23 protein-coding genes and 1 pseudogene are annotated in these 16,780 nt (G+C 63.1%); 14 read left to right on the top strand and 10 right to left on the bottom strand.

Annotated features, from left to right (window positions below):
- Window positions 1–912, top strand: a complete 912-nt coding sequence (locus ACQR3T_RS09680; protein WP_428693247.1) for a transketolase family protein — start codon at window positions 1–3, stop codon at window positions 910–912.
- On the opposite strand, the gene ACQR3T_RS09675 is transcribed toward ACQR3T_RS09680, so the two are convergent.
- Both ACQR3T_RS09675 and ACQR3T_RS09670 read right to left on the bottom strand, forming a co-directional pair.
- Complete coding sequence (locus ACQR3T_RS09675; protein ID WP_428693246.1) at window positions 913–1,374, bottom strand: DUF6194 family protein; 462 nt, start codon at window positions 1,372–1,374, stop codon at window positions 913–915.
- Window positions 1,375–1,413: 39 nt separating this feature from the next.
- Window positions 1,414–1,575 (bottom strand): hypothetical protein, encoded by a 162-nt coding sequence (locus ACQR3T_RS09670; protein ID WP_428693897.1) that lies wholly within the window; start codon window positions 1,573–1,575, stop codon window positions 1,414–1,416.
- Here ACQR3T_RS09670 and ACQR3T_RS09665 point away from each other — a divergent pair.
- From ACQR3T_RS09665 to ACQR3T_RS09655, 3 genes and pseudogenes are all read left to right on the top strand, one after another.
- The gene (locus ACQR3T_RS09665) at window positions 1,529–1,780 is read left to right on the top strand and encodes a hypothetical protein (RefSeq protein WP_428693932.1); all 252 of its coding nucleotides are present in this window, start codon (window positions 1,529–1,531) and stop codon (window positions 1,778–1,780) included. The two genes, ACQR3T_RS09670 and ACQR3T_RS09665, sit on opposite strands and share 47 nt — an antisense overlap.
- 122 nt (window positions 1,781–1,902) lie before the next feature.
- A complete protein-coding gene (locus ACQR3T_RS09660; RefSeq protein WP_428693245.1) occupies window positions 1,903–2,523 on the top strand; it encodes a TetR/AcrR family transcriptional regulator in 621 nt (206 codons plus the stop codon).
- A pseudogene (locus ACQR3T_RS09655) lies at window positions 2,510–3,007 on the top strand (HD domain-containing protein); the annotation flags it as partial. The gene ACQR3T_RS09660 and the pseudogene ACQR3T_RS09655, both read left to right, overlap by 14 nt.
- Window positions 3,008–3,078: 71 nt before the next feature.
- Here the strand turns inward: ACQR3T_RS09655 and ACQR3T_RS09650 are convergent.
- On the bottom strand, window positions 3,079–3,222 hold the full coding sequence (locus ACQR3T_RS09650) for a hypothetical protein (protein ID WP_428693931.1): 144 nt from the start codon (window positions 3,220–3,222) through the stop codon (window positions 3,079–3,081).
- The gene (locus ACQR3T_RS09645; RefSeq protein WP_428693244.1) at window positions 3,219–3,842 is read right to left on the bottom strand and encodes a hypothetical protein; all 624 of its coding nucleotides are present in this window, start codon (window positions 3,840–3,842) and stop codon (window positions 3,219–3,221) included. Before ACQR3T_RS09645 ends, ACQR3T_RS09650 begins: the two co-directional genes overlap by 4 nt.
- Window positions 3,843–4,004: 162 nt before the next feature.
- Between ACQR3T_RS09645 and ACQR3T_RS09640 the strand changes: the two genes are divergently transcribed.
- Entirely contained in the window at window positions 4,005–4,292 is a 288-nt protein-coding gene (locus tag ACQR3T_RS09640) for a PLD nuclease N-terminal domain-containing protein (protein WP_428693243.1), read from the top strand.
- Here the strand turns inward: ACQR3T_RS09640 and ACQR3T_RS09635 are convergent.
- The gene (locus tag ACQR3T_RS09635) at window positions 4,285–5,679 is read right to left on the bottom strand and encodes a PLP-dependent aminotransferase family protein (protein ID WP_428693242.1); all 1,395 of its coding nucleotides are present in this window, start codon (window positions 5,677–5,679) and stop codon (window positions 4,285–4,287) included. The two genes, ACQR3T_RS09640 and ACQR3T_RS09635, sit on opposite strands and share 8 nt — an antisense overlap.
- Between ACQR3T_RS09635 and ACQR3T_RS09630 the strand changes: the two genes are divergently transcribed.
- From ACQR3T_RS09630 to ACQR3T_RS09605, 6 genes are all read left to right on the top strand, one after another.
- Entirely contained in the window at window positions 5,678–6,619 is a 942-nt protein-coding gene (locus ACQR3T_RS09630; protein ID WP_428693241.1) for a DMT family transporter, read from the top strand. The two genes, ACQR3T_RS09635 and ACQR3T_RS09630, sit on opposite strands and share 2 nt — an antisense overlap.
- The gene (locus ACQR3T_RS09625; RefSeq protein WP_032378677.1) at window positions 6,616–7,842 is read left to right on the top strand and encodes a pyridoxal phosphate-dependent aminotransferase; all 1,227 of its coding nucleotides are present in this window, start codon (window positions 6,616–6,618) and stop codon (window positions 7,840–7,842) included. The genes ACQR3T_RS09630 and ACQR3T_RS09625 overlap by 4 nt, the downstream gene beginning before the upstream one ends.
- 183 nt (window positions 7,843–8,025) lie before the next feature.
- Window positions 8,026–8,670 carry an ABC transporter permease gene (locus ACQR3T_RS09620; RefSeq protein WP_032378676.1) on the top strand — a complete coding sequence of 215 codons (645 nt, stop codon included), beginning with the start codon at window positions 8,026–8,028 and terminating at the stop codon, window positions 8,668–8,670.
- Window positions 8,667–9,875, top strand: a complete 1,209-nt coding sequence (locus ACQR3T_RS09615; RefSeq protein WP_032378675.1) for an ABC transporter ATP-binding protein — start codon at window positions 8,667–8,669, stop codon at window positions 9,873–9,875. Before ACQR3T_RS09620 ends, ACQR3T_RS09615 begins: the two co-directional genes overlap by 4 nt.
- Window positions 9,872–10,609 (top strand): ABC transporter permease, encoded by a 738-nt coding sequence (locus ACQR3T_RS09610; RefSeq protein WP_196249147.1) that lies wholly within the window; start codon window positions 9,872–9,874, stop codon window positions 10,607–10,609. Before ACQR3T_RS09615 ends, ACQR3T_RS09610 begins: the two co-directional genes overlap by 4 nt.
- A complete protein-coding gene (locus tag ACQR3T_RS09605) occupies window positions 10,606–11,580 on the top strand; it encodes a glycine betaine ABC transporter substrate-binding protein (protein WP_032378674.1) in 975 nt (324 codons plus the stop codon). The genes ACQR3T_RS09610 and ACQR3T_RS09605 overlap by 4 nt, the downstream gene beginning before the upstream one ends.
- Before the next feature lie 2 nt (window positions 11,581–11,582).
- Here the strand turns inward: ACQR3T_RS09605 and ACQR3T_RS09600 are convergent, their stop codons facing one another.
- Together ACQR3T_RS09600 and ACQR3T_RS09595 are read right to left on the bottom strand one after the other, a co-directional pair.
- Window positions 11,583–11,780 carry a helix-turn-helix transcriptional regulator gene (locus ACQR3T_RS09600; protein WP_037175057.1) on the bottom strand — a complete coding sequence of 66 codons (198 nt, stop codon included), beginning with the start codon at window positions 11,778–11,780 and terminating at the stop codon, window positions 11,583–11,585.
- Window positions 11,777–12,184: a hypothetical protein gene (locus tag ACQR3T_RS09595; protein ID WP_094703330.1), complete on the bottom strand. Its 408-nt coding sequence runs from the start codon at window positions 12,182–12,184 to the stop codon at window positions 11,777–11,779. Before ACQR3T_RS09595 ends, ACQR3T_RS09600 begins: the two co-directional genes overlap by 4 nt.
- Before the next feature lie 174 nt (window positions 12,185–12,358).
- On the opposite strand from ACQR3T_RS09595, the gene ACQR3T_RS09590 reads away from it, so the two are divergent.
- The 3 genes from ACQR3T_RS09590 to ACQR3T_RS09580 all read left to right on the top strand — a co-directional run bounded on the left by ACQR3T_RS09590 (window position 12,359) and on the right by ACQR3T_RS09580 (window position 15,060).
- Window positions 12,359–13,522, top strand: a complete 1,164-nt coding sequence (locus ACQR3T_RS09590; RefSeq protein WP_428693240.1) for an NADH:flavin oxidoreductase/NADH oxidase — start codon at window positions 12,359–12,361, stop codon at window positions 13,520–13,522.
- Window positions 13,523–13,633: 111 nt separating this feature from the next.
- A complete protein-coding gene (locus tag ACQR3T_RS09585; RefSeq protein WP_032378672.1) occupies window positions 13,634–14,575 on the top strand; it encodes a DUF808 domain-containing protein in 942 nt (313 codons plus the stop codon).
- Entirely contained in the window at window positions 14,575–15,060 is a 486-nt protein-coding gene (locus tag ACQR3T_RS09580; RefSeq protein WP_428693239.1) for a GNAT family N-acetyltransferase, read from the top strand. Before ACQR3T_RS09585 ends, ACQR3T_RS09580 begins: the two co-directional genes overlap by 1 nt.
- A 10-nt stretch (window positions 15,061–15,070) precedes the next feature.
- On the opposite strand, the gene ACQR3T_RS09575 is transcribed toward ACQR3T_RS09580, so the two are convergent.
- The 3 genes from ACQR3T_RS09575 to ACQR3T_RS09565 all read right to left on the bottom strand — a co-directional run bounded on the left by ACQR3T_RS09575 (window position 15,071) and on the right by ACQR3T_RS09565 (window position 16,753).
- Window positions 15,071–15,283 (bottom strand): hypothetical protein, encoded by a 213-nt coding sequence (locus ACQR3T_RS09575; protein WP_428693238.1) that lies wholly within the window; start codon window positions 15,281–15,283, stop codon window positions 15,071–15,073.
- Between the two features lie 8 nt (window positions 15,284–15,291).
- Window positions 15,292–15,879, bottom strand: coding sequence for a helix-turn-helix domain-containing protein (locus tag ACQR3T_RS09570; protein WP_037151985.1), 588 nt, complete (start codon window positions 15,877–15,879; stop codon window positions 15,292–15,294).
- Between the two features lie 64 nt (window positions 15,880–15,943).
- Window positions 15,944–16,753, bottom strand: a complete 810-nt coding sequence (locus ACQR3T_RS09565; RefSeq protein WP_428693237.1) for an alpha/beta fold hydrolase — start codon at window positions 16,751–16,753, stop codon at window positions 15,944–15,946.
- Window positions 16,754–16,780 lie beyond the last annotated feature (27 nt).

Here is a 16,780-nt window from a genome sequence, read left to right as displayed (position 1 = left end):
ATGACGTCGACGCTGAACAGGACCGCGGATCAGCGCGAACACTTCTACCGACTGGTGCCGGAACTGTTGGCCCAGGACGAGCGAATCGTGCTGGTACTGGCCGAGATCGGCGTGGCCTATCTCGAACCGCATCTGACGTCAGATATTCGGCCGCGCGTGGTCAACGTGGGTATTCGAGAGCAGGCGATGATCGGTGTCGCGGCCGGTATGGCGCTCGCCGGCATGCGTCCGATCGTGCACACATTCCCACCGTTTCTGATCGAGCGGCCCTTCGAGCAGGTGAAACTCGATCTGGGACATCAGGATGTCGGCGCGATCCTGGTCAGCTCGGGCGGCTCCTACGGATGGCCACAGGGCGGTGAGACGCACTTCGGCCAACGCGATGTCGCGCTACTCGACACCCTGGACGGGTGGACGGTGCACGTGCCCGGGCACGTCGACGAGGTCGAATGGGTGCTGCGCAGCGCGGCTGATTCCGACGATCGCGTCTACATCAGGCTCGACGGTGTCTCGAACGATCATTCGTACGGTCTACCCGGAGGTTCGATGGCCGTTCTGCAACAGGGTAATTCCGGCACTGTGATCTCGGTCGGTCCGATGACGGACCGGGTCCTGGCCGCGGCCCGTGGACGTGACGTCACCGTGCTGCACACCTCGACGATCAGGCCGTTCGACGGTACAACTCTCCGAGAGACGCTGACAGCGCCGGACGTCATGATCGTGGAGCCGTACCTCGCGGGAACGTCTGTGTCACAGATCGATCGGGCTCTATTGGATGTGCGGCATCGAGTGTCGGGAATCGGGGTGGAACCCGGTGAGCGCAGAAAGTACGGAACGGTGGCCCAACACGATCGAGCCAACGGCCTCGACATCGAGGGGCTGTCCCGGTCGATGGACGACTTCTTCGAGTGATCAGTGTTGGTGGCGCTCGTACCTGGCCTTGGCGACGTTGTAAGCAGACTCGAGGAGCTCCCCGATCGGGGATTCGGTCTGCGAAGACGGGTTGACCACCGACAACCAGCCCGCAGTGCCGTAGTGAGGGTGGGCGGCAAGGGTGTCGTCGGTGTCGGCCTGGGGTGCGTGAGCTGCTTCGCGTGGGGGCACTCCCAGGAGTCGCTCGAAATCCTGCTTTCCCACAACGACATTGACGCGGAACGCGCCGGCACGGTCCAGGCGGGACAACTCGTCACCGGGATAGTTCTTCGTCACGATGGTTGCGAACGGCTGGGTGGACGTCGGAATGGTCCCGCCCGGCGAGTAGTAGAAGAACACGTCGCCCCATGCGAGTTCCGGAGTCCCATCACCCTCCCGAGGCCGCTGCGCCAACGTGCCGTCGAAGCTGCCGACCAGATTCACGATGTCGTCGAGTGTCATGCATCGATGGTCACATGCTTTGCGGTCCCTGCCCAGACTTCAGCCGACTTTGTATGTTCCCGTGCCGGTTGCGACCAGTCGACCGGACTGGGTACCCACGATGTCGACGCGACATGTCTTCAGGCTTCGGCCGCCGTGCAGGCGTGTCCCCACTATGTCTATTCCCTCGGCGTACACCGGTTCCAGAAACTGCACCGACATGGACACGGTCACACCCCGAAGCTTTTCGGGGACTGCCGCTCCCGCCCACGCCGCGGTCATGATTCCGATGTCGATGCAGCCGGCGATCACCTCCGTGCAGCATCTGGCCCACGGTCGACAGTTCGTCTCGGTACGACAGGCGAAGCCGGGCGGTGCCCTCGCCGATATCGATCAGCTCGATTCCCAGCTGCTGCACGAACGGTGACTGCGGCAGAAAGTGGACCATTGCCGCGCTACCGCTGTCCGGCAGCTGAACGTCCTCGGTTGTCATAGCGTCTCCTCTATCCTAATTTGATTCCGTTATCGGAATCAGACTGCGATAAGTGCATGGTCTTGGATACCCCCAGCGACAAGCGGAAGCGTCGAACACACACAGCGGTGCTCGACGGTGCTCGCTCGCTCTTCCTGCGCCACGGATATCGGGGAACGACGATCGAGATGCTCGCCACCGCAGCCGATGTGGCGGTGAGCTCGATCTACGCAAACTTCCCCGCCGGCAAGGTGGACGTCTATGCCGCTCTGGCGTGGCGAACCGCCCAGAGCCACGCTGAACAGATGACTGCCCCCATCGATGCGGTCGAATCTACGCACGTCGTTGCCGAGTTCCTCGACCGATACGTCGCGTTCCACCGCGACAATCCACTGGCGCTGCGGCTGCTCGCGCTGACGGATGTGGACAAGTCCGAGTCCGCCTCGGTCGGTGAGGCGAAGACGAAGATCGATACTGCACTCGGTGAACTCATCGATTCGGTGACGCGTGCGGTGGTGGATGCCGGAGCCGACGTCGTCCCCCGTGCATTGGTTCTGAATGCCTGGGCGGCGATGAACGGCGCTGTGTCACTGCATCAACGACGCATCGTCGATCGATCCATGCTCGACGCGATGCTCGAGATCACGCGGGCGGACATGCTCAGCCACCTGAAAGGGGAAGACGATGAGACCCGGTGAACTGAGCGCAGGGCGTCGTGCGCGAATCGTGGGAGCTGCTGTGCGAGAACAGCTCGCGATGTTGCCCGGTACCGTGCTCGGTTCCCGGCGATGTTCGTCGAGTGCTGCATGGCACACAGTCGATGCGCCGGATTCACGGTTGTGCCGGGACGCACTCGAGGAGGCGAGGGAGTGTCTGAGTGTGCCCGTGTTGATGCACAGCGTGCGGTGCTGGCAGTACGCCTCGGCATTTGCGGACATCGATGGTCTGCGGCCGGATTCTGAGGCGCTGTACATCGCGTGCCTGTTGCATGACGTAGCTCTCGGCTCAGAACAGAACCAGGTGGCTGGATGCTTTGCACTGATCGGTGCCGAGCGAGCCGAAAAGTTCGTTCGCCGACACAAAGGCGACGATCGAACGGCCCAGATCGTCCACGAGGCGATAGCCCGGCACATGGACGTCGCGACACCGAAGGAATCGGAGGCGGCCCTGTTGCACGATGCGGCATACCTGGACGTCAGTGGCCGCCGGATTCGCGACCTCGAACCGCACTGCGTCGACATCATCGAATCTCGCTATACGCGAGATGGTTTCGCCGCAGAGTTCGCTTCCAGGATGAAGATCGAATCGAGGAGTCGACCGAGGTCGACGGCGGCGACATTGTGGCGCGCCGGAATGTATCCGGCGATGATGTCGAATCCCCTGGAGCGCAGAGTCATACCATCGAGGTAGCTGTCGCGCGATGGATGATCTGTTCGATGCAGTCGGCGTCGTCGGAATCTCTTGGTGCGTACAGGAAGACGTAGGTCTCGGGTAGTCCGAGCATCGGCCGACCGGCCAGCGGGTGCAGTTCGCCCCATCCCGCGGATATGACGGTCTGCGCATCGTCCGGTTGCAGTACGACGTGCAACGAACCTTCGGTCTCGTGTACGTGCACGATTTCGCCTTTGGTTCGGGAGATCCAGGGCGAGGAAGAGCGAAGATCGGATAGATACAGTGCCTCCCCTCTACGCTCGAATCGACTGCGCTCCAGATGAAACGGTCCATCCGACGACGCCTCGGCGGTGACGGATGCAGTCAACCGCTCGATCAGGGCGTGGGTACCCCGATCGGTGAGCTGGCGATGGGGAATCGGGTACGGCGCGATCGACGGCCGTGGTCCGGGGCGACGTTCGAGCTGCCAGTGCAGACCGGTACCGGATGTACCGTCGACACGAAGTGCGTCGCGTCGCGCAAATGGTCTCAGTGCGGTGGTGATCAGCCAGCCACCGACATTGGCGGGAAGTCCTCCCGGTCCCAGTTCCATCCACGCGGTGTAGTCGTTCTTGACCTTCTTCACCGGGTCAATCTAGCTGCTGGGTCGATCCAACTGGTTGGTGTTCGTCAGGGTCGCGTACATCTTCGGATGTACAGCGAGATACCCGCGCAGACCGATGTGCAGACGAAACCCGACTCGTAGCGTTGGTCAGGTCAACGAAACATCGAATGCGAAGGGTTCATCATGCAGGTCGCAACATTTCTTTCTCAGCAACCGTCGACCACCGAGCAGGTGCTCGGTGTGGGGTTGGGAACCCTGGGCCTGGTGATCGCTCTGGTGCTGACGCTCGGTGCGGTGTTCTTGTTCATCGCCGCGCTGATCAGCATCATTCGTTCCCCCAACTACACCGTCGCCGGGCGAGCAGTGTGGATCTTCGTCGTACTGGCGTTCCCTTTCCTCGGTCCCCTGGTCTGGTTCGTGTGGGGTCGCAAGTCGACCTTCGCCGTGGATGTTTCCCACAGCCTCAGATGATGGAACCGATCGTGCGCGCAGCATCGGGGAACTCGCCGGGGTTGGGGCCGGCATAGTTGAGTCGAAGGTACTTGCCGGTGGGTTCGGCCGGAAAGTAATCGTTGCCGGCCCCGACGATGACACCGGCGGACTTGCATTGCTGCACAATCTGTTCCAGATCGACGTCGTCGCGCAGGCGCATCCACAGATTGAGCCCACCGCGCGGCACAGCATCGAGATGACCGCGAGGTGCGAACTCGATCAGGCTGTTCGCCAACAAGTCCCGTCGAGAGGCCAACTGTGTGCGCAGATGCCGGAGATGGGTACGCCAGGCGGGTTGCGTCACCACGTCCAGCGCGACTGCTTGCAGGATCCCGCTGACGTACATCGACTCGGCACCGGTGTCGGCGAGGATTCGCTCGTGTGCGGGGCCGCGAGCGATCAAGCCTGCCAATCGAACCGACGGCGACACCGTCTTGGTGAGCGATCGTAGGTACACCACATGGCCGGCGTCGTCCCGTGCCGCCAATGGATTCGGCTCGGCGGTGATACCGAAATCGTGGGCCGAGTCGTCCTCGATCAGGAATGCGCCGTGCCGTCGAACAGTGTCGAGAACCTGCTCGCCGAGCACAGGCGACCAATGTGCTCCGGTCGGGCTGGCAAACGTGGGTTGGGCATAGAACGCCCGAGAGCCGGTGCGCGCGAACGCCTGTGCCAGAGCATCGGGGTCAGGGCCGTGCACTCCGCTGGGGACCGGTACGACGCGGACGCCCGCCTGGGTGGCAGCGAGAATCGCGCCCCAATATGTCGGCGATTCCATCAGTAGCGGACGGCCTGCACCGACGAGCGCCCGGAATGCGGTACTGAGCCCGGTCTGGCTGCCGGGAATGATGACGACATCGCTCGCCGACGGCGGAGTGACACCCACCGGTGTGGAGGCCCCCAACTCCGCTGCGAACCACGCCCGCAATTCGGGTAGTCCGGCGGTCGGGGGCCGAGAGATCACCGCGTCGGTGCGGGATGCGCGAGTGAATGCAGCGTGAACGAGTCTCTCCGGCAACAGCTCCCGGGCCGGATAGCCCGAATGCAGTGCGATCACATCGCTCGACGTGGACTGTAGGGCGGCCGGCAGTTGCAGTCGGTTGCCCGGCGCTCCCAGCGCCGCTGTCTGCCACCCGTAGTCGTTGGGCCGGGCCGTGCGAACGGTTCTGACGAATGTGCCCACACCAGGGCGGCTTTCGATGACGCCTTGCGCGGTGAGGGTGCGCAGTGCCTTCTGCACCGTGACCGGACTGGCCGAATGCTGGGCCACCAGGGAGCGGGTGGACGGCAGCTTCGCCTCGGGGGGCGCGGTCGCGATCCACTGCTTCAATGCGGCCACAATCCGTGAACTGCTATCGTCGGACATGACACAGCATAGTAGCGCTACTCGCTCTGGTGCGAGCCCGCTATCGCGCGCCGGATTGTTGTGGGGCTTGGCAGGCGTCACTGCATTCTCGTTCACCGTTCCGCTCACTCGCATCGCCGTCACCGGAGGCCTGCCACCGCTCTTCGTCGGTACCGGGCGCGCCGTGTTCGCCGCCGCACTGGCGGCAGTTGCGCTGGCCGCGACGAGACAACGGCTCCCCCAGGGTGGGCAGTGGGGTCGGCTGGCCGTGATCGCGGCCGGTGTCGTCATCGGCTTTCCGGTACTCACCTCGTATGCCCTCACCACGGCATCCGCCGGTCACAGCGCTGTCGTCATCGCACTGCTCCCGGCGGCCACCGCCGTTGTTGCGGTCGTGCGAGAGCGGCAACGAGTCCGGCCGATGTTCTGGCTGGTCGCAGCCATGGGAGCTGCCGTCGCGATCGGATTTGCGGCCGTTCAGGGCGGACGGCTGACCGGGCTCGGGTGGTCGGACCTGTTGCTCCTCGGGGCGGTTGTCGCAGCGGCGGTGGGCTACGCCGAAGGGGGCTTGCTGGCCCGCGAACTCGGGGCCCGGCAGACGGTCTCGTGGGCTCTGGTGGGGAGCGTTCCGGTGACCAGTGCGTTGGCCGCTTTCTCGTGGTGGCGGCAGCCGTCGACAGCAGGTGCACCCGAGTGGGCATCGTTCGCCTACCTGGCGGTGGTGAGCATGTACCTCGGGTTCTTCGCTTGGTATCGGGGTTTGGCCATCGGCCCCATGTCGAGCGTGAGCCAGATTCAGCTGATCCAACCGGTGCTCACCATCTGCTGGGCCGCGATCATCCTGCGCGAGGGGTTGACGTGGCCGGTGGTCGGGGGTGGAGCAGCGGTCATCGCATGTGCAACAGTGGCGGTCCGGACCCGGATGTCGCCGTCCGTTCGACAGGAGGAACTTTCGGCATGACGAAATCGATCGATCAGGCGCGCAAGCTCGAGAATGTTCGCTACGACATTCGTGGACGCATTCTGGACAAGACCGAGGAGCTCGAGGAGCAGGGACACACCATCCTGCGTCTCAACGTCGGCAATCCTGCGCCCTTCGGGTTCGAGGCACCGGACGAGATCATGATGGCAATGATCCGAAATCTGCCTACCGCACAGGGCTACTCGGATTCCAGAGGTCTGTTCTCCGCCCGCACCGCGGTGGTGCAGTACTACCAGACCAAGGGATTGACCGATCTGGATCTCGACGTCGGCAACGTCTACCTGGGCAACGGGGTCTCCGAGCTGATCACAATGACGATGCAGGCTCTGTGCAACCCGGAGGACGAGATCCTGATCCCCTCGCCCGATTACCCGCTGTGGACGGGATCGGTGGCGCTCGCCGGTGGCACACCCGTCCACTACCTGGCCGACGAGAGTCAGGACTGGGCCCCGGACTTCGAGGATCTCGAAGCCAAGATCACGCCCCGCACCCGCGCGATCGTGGTGATCAACCCGAACAACCCGACGGGGGCGGTGTATCCACGCGAGGCACTCCAGCGTTTCGTCGAACTGGCGCGTGAGCACGATCTGATACTGCTCGCCGACGAGATCTACGAGAAGATCGTCTACGACGGTGCCGAGATGACGAATCTCGCCACTCTGACCGGGAAAGATGTTTTGTGCCTGACCTATTCGGGCCTCTCGAAGGCGTACCGGGTGTGTGGATTTCGGGCCGGATGGTTGGCGGTCACCGGGCCGCGTCGACGTGCGGCGAGTTTCATCGAGGGCATCACCCTGCTGTCAAACATGCGGATGTGCGCGAACGTACCGGCACAGCACGCAATACAGACTGCGCTCGGCGGCAGGCAGTCGATCGAAGATCTCCTCCTTCCCGCGGGGAGGCTGACCGCGCAACGTGACCTCGCGCATCGCATGCTCAACTCGATCGACGGAATCAGCTGCGTGCAGGCAGCGGGTGCGCTGTACATGTTCCCGAAACTCGACACCGACCGCTTCGGGATCGTCGACGACGAGAAGTTCGTACTCGACCTCCTCGAGTCGGAGAAGATTCTGGTCAGTCACGGCCGTGCCTTCAATTGGGATGTGCCCGATCACTTCCGACTTGTCACTCTGCCCAACGTCGACGATCTCGCGACGGCGCTCGAACGGCTCGGCAACTTTCTCAGTTCGTATTCGCAGTAGGACTTCTGCTCGAGCTGATTTTAATTCCGTGCCGGGTAGTGGACGGGGTCGTTCATGCAGATAAAGCCCCTGATCGCTGTCCTGCAGTGCCTTTGGTGACCGGTGGCCCGGTGATATTTCCCGACTCGGCCCGGGAAATGCGGGTTACGCTCGTCGTCCGATCTGCCGGGCGAGAGGGAATTCGTGGATCTATGGGGTTATCTGCAGGGGCGGGGTGAATCCCTCGCGTTTCTGACCTATCAACATGCGTCGCTGGCGTTTCAGACGGTTCTGGTGGGCACGGTCGTGGCTGTGCTCATCGCAATCGCAGTCCATCGTCTTCCGCTGTTCTCGGCGTTGACGCTGACGACCAGCCGAGTAGCGCTGACGATTCCGTCCTTGGCGTTGCTCGCGTTGCTCATCGTGCCGTTCGGCCTCGGGGTAGTGCCCTCGTTCATCATGCTCGCGTTCTTCGCGGCCATGCCCGTGATCGGTAACGCCATCGTCGGACTGCGCGGCGTCCCCGACACCGTGATCGAGTCGGCGAAGGGAATCGGTTTCTCGCGCAGCCGCATCCTCGTGTCCGTCTCGCTGCCCATGGCATGGCCGGTCATTCTCACCGGCATTCGCGTCTCGACGCAGATGGTTGTCGGCGTCGCGGCCATCGTCGCGTACGTGCTCGGACCCGGCCTCGGTTCGCTCATCTTCAACGGCCTGTCGAGACTGGGCGGGACCAATTCCGTCGAGATGGCAGTGACCGGAACAGTCCTCATCGTCGTCATCGCCCTGGTGTTCGACGCCCTGCTCGTCCTTCTCGGGCGCCTCACCATCTCGAAGGGATTGTCATGACGGACAACACGACCGGCGGACCGACGGTCACCGGTGCTTCCATTCGCCTCGACGGTGTGGTCAAGCAGTACAAGGGTCAGAACAAGCCGGCAGTGCAGAAGATCGACCTCGAGATCGAGGCCGGCCATATCGTGGCGTTCGTGGGACCGTCCGGCTGCGGTAAGACGACGACGCTCAAGATGATCAACCGACTGATCGAACCGACCGAGGGCCGTATCTTCATCGGTGACCGTGACGTGACCGGCGAGGACCCGGACAAGCTTCGTCAGTCCATCGGGTACGTCATCCAGTCCGGCGGACTCTTCCCGCACTGGTCGGTCGCCAAGAACGTCGGAGCCATTCCGCGCGTCCTGGGTTGGGACGCGAAGAAGATCGAGGAGAGAACCGACTACCTGCTCGATCTGGTCGGGCTCGATGTCTCCGACTTCCGCGATCGCCTACCCAAGGACATGTCGGGCGGGCAGCAACAGCGTGTGGGTGTAGCAAGAGCGCTCGCTGCCGATCCGCCGGTTCTGTTGATGGACGAGCCCTTCGGCGCAGTGGACCCGATCACCAGGGTTCGACTGCAGGACAGCCTCATTGCCATCCAGCACGAGCTCGCGAAGACGATCGTCATCGTCACCCACGACTTCGAGGAAGCGACGAAGTTGGGCGACAAGGTATTGATTCTGTCCGAGGGTGGTCACATCGAGCAGTACGCGACTCCGGAAGAAATTCTGGCCAAGCCGGCCAGTCCGTTCGTCGAGGAATTCATCGGCTCCGGAGCCACTCTGGCGCACCTGACACTGTCCAGGGTCAAAGACGTGGAACACGATTCGGTTGTGACCGCCAAGGTCGGCGACAACTCGCAGGAGGTCATCGCGCGCGCACGAGCGCAGGGTGCCACCTGGATCGTCGTCATCGACGAACACGGCCGCCCCCGAGCCTGGCCGTCTCTCGACGAAGTGGCCACCAAGGACCGCATCACCGACTACGTCGACGAGCGATTGCCCACCGTTGCACCGTCGTCGACGCTCAACGACGCTCTCGATTCGATGTTGGCCGCCAGTCAGGGCGGCGTACTCGTCACCGACGGCCGAGGTGCCGTGACCGGCGCATTGACTATTGCCACCGTCATGGCCGTCATCCGGGGGCAGCTCTCGGACGCTCGATCCGGCGACGGCCACGTCACGTACTCGGCCCATACCGAAGGCGCAGCAACATGAATCGACTGCGCCGTGCCCCGTTGGATGTGTGGTTCGAGCCGATCGTCATCGTGGTACTCGGACTCGGCTACATCCTGTGGTACCGATCGACGACACTGACCACCACCGAACAAGCATCGCTCGGCTGGGACAACCTGAAGACCACTATCGTCGATCACATCGTTCTGACGTTGACGGCCACGGTGATCGTCGTCGTCATCGCAATACCGTTGGGCATCCTGCTCACTCGGGACAGAGCGAAGAACTTCCGGCCGGTGGCAGTCAACTTCGCCAACATCGGTCAGGCCGCTCCGGCAGTCGGTCTGATCGTGCTGCTGACGATGTGGCTCGGAACCGGGTTCCGCACCGCTGTAGTGGGTTTGGTCGTCTACGCAATTCTGCCGATCCTCCAGAACACGATCGTCGGGATACAGCAGGTCGATCAGCGAACGATCGAGGCGGCCCGCGGCATCGGGTTCTCCGGAATTCGTACCCTGGTGCAAGTGGAACTTCCCCTGGCGGTGCCGGTGATCCTCAACGGCGTGCGCACCGCGCTGGTCATCCTGGTCGGAACCGCCACGCTGAGCACGTTCATCGGAGCGTCCAGCCTCGGCACGCTGATCACGACGGGCACAACGCTCTTCTTGCCGAAGTTGCTCATCTCCGGTGCCGTTCTCGTTGCACTGCTGGCACTGATCATCGACTGGCTCGGCCGTGTGGTCGAATTGTTCGCGACCCCAAGAGGAGTGGCATGATTCGCCGTCTGTTCGCCGCCGCTGGAGCTGTGGCGCTCGCCGGCTCGTTGGCGAGCTGCGGTCTGGTGAGCTCGTCGGGAACGTTCGAGAGCACCACGCTCACGGACGGTGCGAGGCCGCTCGACGGCGCGTCTCTGGTGGTGACGAGCAAGAGTTTCACCGAGGGCGTGCTCCTCGGGAAGATAACGGCCACATACCTTGCCGCCGCGGGCGCGAAGGTGACCGACCTGACCGGTGCGCCGGGGTCGGCGTCGTCGAGACAGGCGCAGCTCAACGGCGACGCAGACATCCTGTGGGAGTACACCGGCACCGGTTGGGTCAATTATCACAGCCAGACCGAGACGATCAGCGATCCGCAGGAGCTGTGGGAGCGCGTTCGTGACATCGAGAAGAGTGAGTACGACCTCGACTGGCTACCTCCGGCCAACTTCAACGACACGTATGCGTTCGCGGCATCTGCCGCCACCGCCGAGCGACTCGGCGTCACCACTCTGTCCGATGTCGCGAAGCTTCCGGAAGCCGAACGAACATTCTGCGTCGATGACGAATTCTTCTCTCGTTCGGACGGTTTCGGTCCGATGCTCGACACATACGGGATCGGACTGAACGCGCCGGGCGGGGTACCGTCCAGCAACGTCACCCGCATGGACGCCGGTGTCGTCTACACCTCGACCGCAGACAGTTCGCCCTGCAATTTCGGTATGGTTTATACCACCGACGGTCGGATAAAGAACCTGAATCTGACCGTGCTGCAGGATGATCGCGCATTCTTCCTGCCGTACAGCGGCACCGCTGTGGTACGCGATGCGGTGCTGGAGCAGCATCCCGAGATCGCCGATCTGCTGGCGGTGGTGTCGGGGCGTTTGACCGACGACCTGATGCAGGAGCTGAACGGGCGGGTCGATATCGAAGGCGAGGATCCGTCGGACGTCGCATACGAGTGGCTGCAGAGCGAGGGGCTCGTGAACTGACCTCAGGTCGGGTCCGGCTCGAAGAGCTGCTCGATGGTGCAGTCGAACGCCGCGGCGAGGCGAAAGGCGACGGGCAGGCTCGGGTCGAATCGCTCCTTCTCGATGGAGATGATCGTCAGGCGGGTGACGTCGATCCGTTCGGCCAGTTCGCTTTGAGACCAACCCTTCTCGGTGCGACGCCGTCGAACGTCGTTTCTCATTCGGACAGGGCTCGGTAGCGCGCGAACGCATACCGCCCGGTGAACGATGCGAACGCAGCCAGCAGCAGACCCGTCAGCAGCAGAGTGGCCGGGGGATCGACGCGGGTGATGGCCACCACCGCCAGAGTCAGGCCGAGAACGGTCACTAGATCGGTGGCAGTGCCGCTGGACGCCGCCGTGGTCCAGTGGCTTTCGATGCTGTCACCCGATGTGTAGGTCTGGTCGGCAGTGACCGGTGCAATGATCAGTATCCAGCCCAGCATCGCCCCGAACGGTAGCGCGGTGAATCCGAACACCACCGCCGCGACTCCTGGGGCGACGGGCGAGACCAGCCAGGCCAGTAATGCCGTCGCCGAGGCAGTGGCGAGGCCGACAGCGGCGACCGATATCCATTTGAGTGTCACCTGAATGCTCCGATCGTAGGTATAGCTCGCTATACGTATAGGAAACCATACATCGGGCCTCACACTCAGGAGAGCGAGACGGTGAGAAAACTGTCACCGACGTGCAGCATCGGTGTAGTCGGTCGAAACGTGCCAGGTGATGAGGTGGTGGTACCGAAGGAAAGGACCATTGTCATGCCGGATCTCTTCAGCCCGTTCACGCTCAAAGGCGTGACGCTTCGAAACCGAATCGCCATGTCGCCGATGACGATGTACCGCTCTGTCGACGGGAAGATGAACGACTTTCACCTGATGTACCTCGGTGCACGCGCGGCAGGCGGATTCGGGATGGTCTTTCCGGAACAAGTTGCGATCACGCCGGACGGTCGCACGACTCCTGACTGCGCCGGGATCTACGACGACGACCAGATCGAGGGTCACGTACGCGTGACGGCGATGATCAAGAACATGGGATCGGTCCCGGCCATTCAGCTGGGTCACACCGGGCGCAAGGGCAGCGAAGTTCCACCGTGGCAGGGCGGACACCAGCTTCCGGCAGACCATCCCGACGGTTGGGAGTGTGTTGCGCCGTCGGCGATTCCCTACGGCGGCGACCACTCGTTCCCCGTCCACGAACTCACCGTGCCCGAGATCAAGGCGATCCACCAGAGCTACGCCGACGCAGCTGTCCGGGCCGCGGAAGCCGGTTACGAATGGCTGGAAATGCACTACGCCCATGGTTATCTCGGGGCCAGCTTCTTCTCCCCGCTGGCGAACCAGCGCACCGATCAGTACGGCGGAAGCCTTGAGAACCGGGCACGGTTCCACCTGGAGGCGCTCGACGCGGTGCGTGAGGTGTGGCCGGAGAAGTACCCCCTCACCATGCGATTGGGCTCGGATGACCACCACCCCGACGGGGTTCAGTTCGACGAATCCATGATCGCCATCGGATGGATGAAGGAACACGGCCTGGACATGGCCGATGTGAGCCTGGGCTTCAATACCGACGACATGGTGGACCCGCCTTTCGGTGACATGGGGTTCATGGTCGAGCGGGCTGCGCGTGTCAAGCGCGAGCTGGATATCCCCGTGACGTGCAGCTGGAACCTGGGTGTCCCCGAAAACGCGGACGCCGTGATCCGTGACGGCAAGATCGACGTGGTGTTGCTCGGTCGTCCGGCGCTGGCCAACCCGCACTGGCCGGTGTGGGCAGCGCGCGAGCTGGGCCACGGTGACCCGTTCTCACTGGTGCCCGAGGACTGGAGCTGGTGGCTGAAGAACTTCCGGGGACACGACCCCAGCATCGGACTACCGCCGGCGAAGGTCGTGGAGGTCGAGCAGGAGCGCAAGATCGCGTAGCAGTCAGCGGAGGCCGGACGGCGATCACAGACCATCTGCGGACGGTAGGGTTCCAAGGGCTCGCATCATGAGGAGCCCAGTGGTGTTCTCGTATCGACGCGGAGGTTTGTGATGGCCGGCGGACTCGTAGCTCTGCTCGACGACGTGGCAGCGCTGGCGCGCCTGGCTGCCGCGTCCATCGACGATGTCGGTGCGGCGACCGGCCGGGCAACGGCCAAGGCAGCAGGCGTCGTGATCGACGATGCGGCGGTGACGCCGCAGTACGTTCGCGGTCTCGCGGCCGAACGTGAACTCCCCATCATCAAGCGCATCGCTGTCGGCTCGCTTCGCAACAAGCTGCTGATCATTCTGCCGATCGCCCTGTTGTTGAGTCAGTTCTTGCCGTGGCTGTTGACGCCGATTCTGATGCTCGGTGGTTGTTACCTCAGCTACGAGGCGGCGCACAAGATCTGGGGCGCTCTGTTCGGTCACGGTGACGATCACGCCGCAGCCGAGGACGAGCCGCGCGACGAGGACAGTGTGGTCTCCGGTGCGGTGCGGACCGACTTGATCCTGTCCGCCGAGATCATGGTCATCGCACTGGACACCATTGCCGGTGAGGGCTTCTGGAGTCGATTGATCATCCTGGCGGTCGTCGCCGTGGTCATCACGATCGTCGTGTACGGCGTCGTCGCGCTGATCGTCAAGATGGACGACATCGGTCTGAAACTGGCCGACGGTTCCACCGGGTTCGTCGAGAAGTTCGGCCGGGGTCTGGTCAAGGGCATGCCCAAGGTCATGTCGGTGCTGTCGGTCGTCGGCACCGCCGCAATGTTGTGGGTCGGTGGACACATCTTGCTCGTGGGCATCGACGAGCTCGGCTTCCACCCCATCTACGAGCTCGTGCACCACGGCGAAGAAGCGGTGCGCGGCGTCGCCGGCATCGGCGGAGTGTTGGCGTGGATCGTCAATACTCTCGCGTCGGCGATCATCGGTGCGATCGTCGGTTGCATCATCGTGGTTGCGCAGCTGGGAATCTCGAAGGCGCTCGCCAAGCGGGGTGCCGCGAAGTAGTGGCTGTACCGGCGACCTTCGCCGTCGTTCATCCATCGTCGGAACCGGCGTCGGAGATCCTGTATCGCTACAACGTTGATATCGTCGGGCGCTTCTACGGCCGAGAGGCGTCCGAGGAGGAAGTGCTCCGAGTCATGGTCGACGAGCCGAGCGACGACCTTGCCGGAGATTCGGGCACGTTCGTAGTGGCGTATGCGGAGCAGTCCGTCATCGGCTGTGGTGGAGCACGTTTCATATCCGACGACGCCGCTGAGTTGACGCGAATCTTCGTGGATCCGATCGGCCGGAGGGGTGGCGTCGGCGCATCGTTGATCGGGTACATCGAGAATCTTGTTCGAGAGTCCGGCCGCAGCAGAATCCGACTCGATACCCGAGCCGATCTGGTCGAGGCCCGCCGCTTGTACTCGCGGCTCGGCTATGTCGACGTCCCAGCATTCAACAGCGAACCCTACGCCGAGGTGTGGCTCGAAAAGGAGCTCTTCTGAACGGCTTTCGTCACCGTCGAGCCAGCTCGAGGACCCGTCGCTCGGACATGGAGACATCGGCGAGCGATGCCGTCAACTCGTCCCACGCCCTCTGAACGCGGAGTTCGTCTCGGCGGAGGCACTTCTGCGCAGCAGCGAGTCTGCGGCGCTCGGCCAGAAGCAGGTGTCGATCGCGATCCTGCCTGGCCATGAAGAGGTACGTGTGCGGATCGAACGGATACATGCCAACTCCTATGGTGTAGTGGGGAATCCGTGCATCAGCACCATGACGTGCTCACGCTCTCCCGAGGTCGCGTTCTCGCCGTGTCGACGCCATTTGTCGATGACGGCCCGCATCTCCGTGCCCATCTGTTTCGTCTCTTCGGCGGTGAGTCGCAGTACGTCGTCGGAGCTGAACGCCGCCGACACCCATTCCGGACCCCAGGACTCGGACGTCCGATCGAAGTCACGAAGGCGAGACCACTGGTGCGCTAACCAGGAGTCCTTGGACGCCTTGGCAACCGACAGGGACTCGGGCGAATCGGAGAAGTCGTTCTCGGACCAGCTGAAGCCCTCCTCGTTGGCCTCCGACCACCAACGCTGGCGCTTGTCCGAGCCGTTCTCGACCTCCTTGACGAACCCGTGCTCGGCGAGTTTTCGCAGGTGATAGCTGACCGAGGCGGGTGACTCGTCCACCAGATCGCCGAGCTGGGTTGCCGTCATCGACTTGTTGGCGCGCAACGCGTAGAGCAGGCGCAGCCGAATGGGATGCGTCAGTGCTTTCAGCTCGGACATGTCCGTCAGCTTCCGCGGCGTCCGGGGCGGTGGTGGTGGGCTCATGCACCAACCATAGCCCGAAAGAAATATTTCGCAATAGTTCTTTCGGATCTGGACACTCGTAACCTCACGCGATCGAGTCGAGGAACTCCAGCATCGCGCTGTTGAACTCGTTCGGCCGGTCCATGTTCGCGGCGTGACCGCAGTTCTCCAAGACCATCGATCGACCGAGCGGATTCAGCTCCACCGACTCGGAAGCGTGTGCAGCAGGCCAGAACTGACTGTCGCGCGCGGCGACCATCAGGAACGGTCTGTCGGTACCGGCAATGGTTGCGCGCCAATCCTGGGCTGCGTGATCGGCGAGCAGCGCCTTCATCGGTGGGGTGTCGGGCGACGCCATCTTCGGCATCGTCCGTAGTGCGACAACGAGCTTCAGCAGCGACGGAATGGACTTCCATTGGGGCCGGCCATGGCCGGTGTCGGGTATTCCGTTGTCGAAGAATGTCTTTCGATTCTCTTCGGTAAGTCCGTAGAAGCCGTTCGGCCAGTCTGCGCTGTTGACCATCTTCGGTGTCTGATCCACCGACACGACAGCCCGTACATGGTCGGTGCCGAATTGTGAGATGTAGGACCAGACGGTGCTCGCTCCCATCGACCCGCCGATCAATACGACCTCGTCGACGCCCAACGCTGCCAGGAAGTGTGCGACATCGCGCCCGTGCCGCTCCATGGATGCGCCGTGGGCCGGTGCTTCCGATGCCCCATGGCCGCGTCGATCGAGAGCCAGCACCCGATATCCGGCCGCCACCAACGCCTTCTGCTGCAACGCCCACGTGGTCGCGGGCGCGCAGAAGCCGGCGATGAGCACCACGGCCGGGCCGGTGCCCTCGTCGACATAGCTCAGAGTGACGGAGTCGTCGGTGACCACTGTCGGCATGGTGAATCTCCCTGTCTCAGAAGAACT

This window comes from Rhodococcus sp. IEGM1428 (assembly GCF_050321865.1).
Taxonomy (GTDB): domain Bacteria; phylum Actinomycetota; class Actinomycetes; order Mycobacteriales; family Mycobacteriaceae; genus Rhodococcoides.
Note: the sequence above shows the minus strand (reverse complement) of the source record. Positions and strands in the feature narration are given on the sequence as shown.

Excerpts from the sequence above, each read along its gene's own strand:
- ACQR3T_RS09575 (WP_428693238.1), bottom strand. The coding sequence starts at position 15,283 with ATGTATCCGTTCGATCCGCACACGTACCTCTTCATGGCCAGGCAGGAT.
- ACQR3T_RS09640 (WP_428693243.1), top strand. The coding sequence starts at position 4,005 with ATGCAGGTCGCAACATTTCTTTCTCAGCAACCGTCGACCACCGAGCAG.
- ACQR3T_RS09605 (WP_032378674.1), top strand. The coding sequence starts at position 10,606 with ATGATTCGCCGTCTGTTCGCCGCCGCTGGAGCTGTGGCGCTCGCCGGC.
- ACQR3T_RS09635 (WP_428693242.1), bottom strand. The coding sequence starts at position 5,679 with ATGTCCGACGATAGCAGTTCACGGATTGTGGCCGCATTGAAGCAGTGG.
- ACQR3T_RS09660 (WP_428693245.1), top strand. The coding sequence starts at position 1,903 with ATGGTCTTGGATACCCCCAGCGACAAGCGGAAGCGTCGAACACACACA.
- ACQR3T_RS09590 (WP_428693240.1), top strand. The coding sequence starts at position 12,359 with ATGCCGGATCTCTTCAGCCCGTTCACGCTCAAAGGCGTGACGCTTCGA.
- ACQR3T_RS09585 (WP_032378672.1), top strand. The coding sequence starts at position 13,634 with ATGGCCGGCGGACTCGTAGCTCTGCTCGACGACGTGGCAGCGCTGGCG.
- ACQR3T_RS09675 (WP_428693246.1), bottom strand. The coding sequence starts at position 1,374 with ATGACACTCGACGACATCGTGAATCTGGTCGGCAGCTTCGACGGCACG.
- ACQR3T_RS09680 (WP_428693247.1), top strand. The coding sequence starts at position 1 with ATGACGTCGACGCTGAACAGGACCGCGGATCAGCGCGAACACTTCTAC.
- ACQR3T_RS09570 (WP_037151985.1), bottom strand. The coding sequence starts at position 15,879 with ATGAGCCCACCACCACCGCCCCGGACGCCGCGGAAGCTGACGGACATG.
- ACQR3T_RS09610 (WP_196249147.1), top strand. The coding sequence starts at position 9,872 with ATGAATCGACTGCGCCGTGCCCCGTTGGATGTGTGGTTCGAGCCGATC.
- ACQR3T_RS09615 (WP_032378675.1), top strand. The coding sequence starts at position 8,667 with ATGACGGACAACACGACCGGCGGACCGACGGTCACCGGTGCTTCCATT.
- ACQR3T_RS09600 (WP_037175057.1), bottom strand. The coding sequence starts at position 11,780 with ATGAGAAACGACGTTCGACGGCGTCGCACCGAGAAGGGTTGGTCTCAA.
- ACQR3T_RS09565 (WP_428693237.1), bottom strand. The coding sequence starts at position 16,753 with ATGCCGACAGTGGTCACCGACGACTCCGTCACTCTGAGCTATGTCGAC.
- ACQR3T_RS09625 (WP_032378677.1), top strand. The coding sequence starts at position 6,616 with ATGACGAAATCGATCGATCAGGCGCGCAAGCTCGAGAATGTTCGCTAC.
- ACQR3T_RS09630 (WP_428693241.1), top strand. The coding sequence starts at position 5,678 with ATGACACAGCATAGTAGCGCTACTCGCTCTGGTGCGAGCCCGCTATCG.
- ACQR3T_RS09650 (WP_428693931.1), bottom strand. The coding sequence starts at position 3,222 with ATGACTCTGCGCTCCAGGGGATTCGACATCATCGCCGGATACATTCCG.
- ACQR3T_RS09670 (WP_428693897.1), bottom strand. The coding sequence starts at position 1,575 with ATGTCGGTGCAGTTTCTGGAACCGGTGTACGCCGAGGGAATAGACATA.
- ACQR3T_RS09665 (WP_428693932.1), top strand. The coding sequence starts at position 1,529 with ATGTCTATTCCCTCGGCGTACACCGGTTCCAGAAACTGCACCGACATG.